This is a genomic window from Corynebacterium sp. c24Ua_83, assembly GCF_039907245.1.
Taxonomy (GTDB): Bacteria; Actinomycetota; Actinomycetes; order Mycobacteriales; family Mycobacteriaceae; genus Corynebacterium.
The window spans coordinates 1-2,990 of record NZ_JASBOI010000040.1 but is presented as its reverse complement, the minus strand read 5'-3'; the positions used below and the strand labels follow the sequence as shown (position 1 = coordinate 2,990).

Here is a 2,990-nt window from a genome sequence, read left to right as displayed (position 1 = left end):
TGGCACGACGAGATCCGGCTGATAAGGCCAAGAATGATGCGATTGAAAAAAGCTTCTTGCTAACCCTGAAATCGCGAAACTGATTGATGACCTAGGCGCGTCGACAACGGATGCCAACGACCTAATTCGGGGCATGTTGCAAGCCTCGATTGACTCTGGGGTTTGAACGCTGAGATGGATGATCACCTTGGCTACGAGTCTGGCGACAGGGAACGCTAAAGCTGCTGCTGGGACAGACAATTGTCGCAACGGCACCTCTATTCGAAAACCGCGGATTCCAACTACGGGTCAGTCACCGTTGATGTGCCTAGGGATCGGGCTGGCACATTCTTGCCAGCTATGGCGTCTCAAAGGCTCGAGGAGATTGACCGACGTTGAGTGAGATGATCATCAGCTTGTATGCCGGTGGGATGACAATTAAAGGTATCCAACACCACATGGCAGCGGGCCTGACCCCCGAGTTTCCGGCTGGAACCAAGCCATCAACCAAATGGCCGAACCTACCCCGATCGCTTCGACAAATACCTATAAACCTAACCCCACATACAAACAACTTGACACGCTCAATTTTCTCGGCATATTCCAGATTTTCCCATCTACTCAAACAAAACAAACCTGGAACACTTCAAACTCTATATATAAACCAGTGCATCTAGGTTGGTCAAAATCTGCGACGTAGCAGATCCTTTATCAGAAAAAATATGTTTTAAAGCATTGCAAAGCCTCACACGCTTGAATGAATTCAAATTCACTTAATAACTAAAAGGTCAAATCAAGCCCAGCAGCAATACCGAGAATAAATCCGGAATTATCGACCATTAATCTGCTGCACTATTTCAACAAGAAGCTTTGTAGATTTCTGCAGATCGAGCTCTGACACAGAAGCATTCAACTGGTTCTCTGGGTGATGAATCGAGTTCCGCACATAGACGGGAAGAGTCGTACGATACTCCTTATTTTCATTACGCTTCCAAGTGTATTCTTTATCCAGCCCTTGTTCAGATAGGAAATCATCAATATCTTGTTCTCTGATCCGCCCCTCATTCTCTTCCTCTAAGTAGCGCTGTATATACCCATATAGCTCATTGTGAAAATCATTACTACACACCTCAAAAGCTTTATAGTTAATTTCACCCCACGTAGGTTCTCCTGCGCCAAACAGCCCAAATGTCTCAGAACTACTGCACTTTCGTTCCTCACCTTTACCCGATAGTACAGTTAATAAATGATGCCGAGGATCAAATTTTCTAATCAAGTAGGGAGAGTGCGTTATTACGAAGAGTTGTTCAGTCTCTCCGATCTTAGCCAGAGCCTCACCTAATTTAAGTTGCGCACTAGGATGCAACCAAGTTTCAGGCTCATCAAGCATCAAGATCAGGGGTTTTGAATCTACCTCTTTAAGCGTCCCTGACGACCGAGCGTACATTTGGATAATTGCTAAAGCGATTGCACGCTGCATTCCGGTACCTTTGCCGCCTACAGGAGTTTCTCCTGCACCATCATTTACTTGGAGTTGACCTTGCTTCATGAAGATAGAAGCGTCAGGTAGCCCAAAGTCAAATCGAATATCTGCGCTGCCGTACTGTTCTTCAACAAGCTCCTTAATTCCTTCGGCAAGTTGAGCAGTCTCGGTTATGAAAGAGCCCTCTTCCTCACTAGAAAAGGCTGCTTCATGAGCAGTAGATAACTTGTTCCAAAGAGTAGTGCCGACAAACTTTTTAAACGAGATATCTAAAAGGCGTCCTAAAGTTTTAGTGCTCCCAAAATCAATAGTATCCCCAGGTTGCGAATTAGCCCAAACCGCTTCGAAGTCAAACATCCCCTTAACCAAAGCGTCGATTCCCGTTACATTTTCGAACTGTTGGTTTACAGGATGCCAAAAACAAACAGACTTCACGTTAACATTTTTAGTTTTACCGTTTTGTTGCACTTCACGTTCTTGACTACTTCTTTCCAAGCGAAGAACCTTCTCTTCGGCATCGTCAAAAACAAAATCTGCAAGTTTTTTGAATTTACCAACTTGAACTAAATGCTCAACTCCTCCGGCAATATCCGCTACTACCCTTGTTGGCCCTTGCGCATCTTTAGCGTAAAATTCATCAGGTGTCCACCGGGTTGCTGAGGGGCCTTCGAATAAAAATAAAATTGCCTCAAGTAAGGTTGATTTACCGCTGTTGTTGTCGCCTACCAAGAAATTAACGCCGTCTTTCAAAGTAAATTTCTCAGGTTTGCGAAAGCTTTTCACATTTTCAATTTCGACATTCTTGATATACAAATTAGATACAACCTTTCGCTTTTATTCGCTTTCAGTCTACTGATTACTGACAAGCTAATTCCAAGTCTTGAATCAGTTTCTCCGGGCATCTCGCTAGAGCTCACTTAAGATGAGTTTTTGATGATGATAGCTAAAACCATTACCTTAAATTGGTTTTTTAATGGAACAGTTATCAATCCTCACAAGTGGAATTTTACCCCGTCATCCCAAGCAAATTCTAGTGTCCTCCGCAGTGTAATACGGGCATGTATTACAAGCAAGGAAAATTTTAACGAGGTTTAAGCCTTCGAGTTATTTCAGTATGCTTCTAGCGGTGGCACTCTAAGCCTGTAGCGTTCATGCTGTTAGCGTCTAGTGGTGCAGCAGACTGTGCGAGGTGTTCTAGCTCATCTTTTCGCCAGCCCGGGTAGGCGGCGGTGAAATAGGAGTGTTGAAGCGGATTTGGCTTACAGTCCTGCATGATTGAGGAACCAAGTTCTAGTGGAGGCGTGACCTCTCGGGTCTCTAGGCGCTCTAGGATGTCTTCGAGGTCGCGTTTAACGCGTGGGTCGTCGATGTAGCGTCCCCGGGGCAGTTAGCTACCTTTTCTGATTTTTTGCCGCTCTTTTCTTTGTCCAAGTGAAGCGTCCTGGGTTTAGTTCCTACCTTTGCTAAGGAAGGATTGGCACAATGCCCAGAAAGTATTCCGCCGAATTCAAGGAGAAGGCGATCCATT

Annotated in this window: 2 protein-coding genes and 1 pseudogene; 1 reads left to right on the top strand and 2 read right to left on the bottom strand. The window is 44.8% G+C overall.

What is annotated here, in order from left to right:
- Positions 1-46 precede the first annotated feature (46 nt).
- Positions 47-443: pseudogene (locus QKE30_RS10720) on the top strand (transposase); the annotation flags it as partial.
- Between the two features lie 365 nt (positions 444-808).
- On the opposite strand, the gene QKE30_RS10715 reads toward QKE30_RS10720, so the two are convergent.
- Together QKE30_RS10715 and QKE30_RS10710 are read right to left on the bottom strand one after the other, a co-directional pair.
- On the bottom strand, positions 809-2,275 hold the full coding sequence (locus QKE30_RS10715; RefSeq protein WP_347934773.1) for an AAA family ATPase: 1,467 nt from the start codon (positions 2,273-2,275) through the stop codon (positions 809-811).
- Positions 2,276-2,788: 513 nt separating this feature from the next.
- Positions 2,789-2,990 (bottom strand): hypothetical protein (locus QKE30_RS10710; protein ID WP_347934772.1); only part of this gene is annotated, 202 nt, incomplete at its 5' end.